Genomic DNA, 1,417 nt, shown 5'->3' on the forward strand with positions numbered 1-1,417 from the left:
GGTCTTCCAGCTGATCGCAAATGGCTACCCGTTGTCCTGCCCGTACCAGTTTGGATAAATAATTATCTAACGAGTGATGCGGAAAACCAGCCAGTTCTAAAGCGCCGCCATTGGGCCCGGTACCTCTTCTGGTTAATACTATGCCTAATATCTGTGCCGTTTTAATGGCATCTTCGCCAAAGGTTTCATAAAAATCGCCAACCCTAAATAGTAAAAGTGCGCCCGGATACTTCGCTTTAATCGCGTTGTATTGCTGCATTAACGGGGTTTCTTTATTCGTGTCTTTAGCCAAAACTGAAATTAATTTACAAAAGCCATAAAGATAACACGAATAAGCATTTTACAACTGTTTTGTTGAAAAGTTAAAAGATTGTTAGTTTGTTTAACCGGTTTACTGCTCAAGTCGGTTAATTGAGGCATATCACGGTGAACCGATTTCTACCGCTTGAACAATTAAACATTTCTTGAAAATTAAGGGTTCTGTACATTTGGGGGGCTGTGGCCCTGCTTTTTGCTTGTAGTCCCTCTTTTCAATCGGGAGCTACCGCTTCAATCAGGTTTATGAACTATGGGCTGTTTTAACCCTTTGCATCATAGTTCTCATTCTTCAATAGTTCACCAGTTTATACAATTTAAACAGTTAACTATTATTTGAAAATGAAGGGTTCTGTGCCTTTTGGTTGGTATAGTCCTGTTATCCGCTTTACTTCGTTACACTCGTGTTCGCTCCTACCAGGTTTAGCTACAATGGTTTGATTAATAAAATTCTTATTATTTGTCAAAAAATATTACCTTAATCATAATACTACTTGCATTAAATAAATATATTATAATGAGATAGTTAACAAAAACAGAAACTTAAGATCTCAGTTATGTACTACAATAACGCACTTTGTGATATTTATATAGGAAAAGGGGCAGGTAAAAAGTTAATGGATGATATGAGGAGTGCAAAACATTCTGTCAAAATCATATCCCCTTACCTATCACCATACCTAATTTCAGAATTGATTAATCTAAAAGATAAAAACATTGATGTTAAGTTAATTACCACAAACAATATCGAGGATTTTTATGGTGATCGTGAAAGAAATATCTATAAACTCATTATTCAGAAATGCAATACAGACTTTGATAAACAAATAATCAGGAATAAGTGGATTAAGCTTGCAGAAACACTTTCATACATTAGCTACGGCCTAATAGCACTATTGATTGTATTGGCTTATTATTTCAGAGACCTTAGAATATTCCTAGGTTTTATACCTATTATTATTCTATTCTTCATACGGGGTTTGTACAAGATAAAAATTAAAAACCTTCGGATCTATTCTTACAACTATACTCAGCTATTTCCTTTTAAAGTATATATGTGTAATGAAAAAACATCTTTAATTCACAGTAAAATATACCTAAT

General features: G+C 34.2%; 2 protein-coding genes. One reads left to right on the plus strand and one right to left on the minus strand.

Annotation, left to right across the window (positions count from 1 at the left end; translation table 11 throughout):
• A partial coding sequence (locus AC1DPQ_RS27650; protein WP_477611552.1) for a MutS N-terminal domain-containing protein occupies positions 1-292 on the minus strand: 292 nt, incomplete at its 3' end.
• 580 nt (positions 293-872) lie between these two features.
• On the opposite strand from AC1DPQ_RS27650, the gene AC1DPQ_RS27655 reads away from it, so the two are divergent.
• A partial coding sequence (locus tag AC1DPQ_RS27655; RefSeq protein ID WP_477611553.1) for a hypothetical protein occupies positions 873-1,417 on the plus strand: 545 nt, incomplete at its 3' end.

This window comes from Pedobacter sp. 01T416_2 (genome assembly GCF_056398925.1).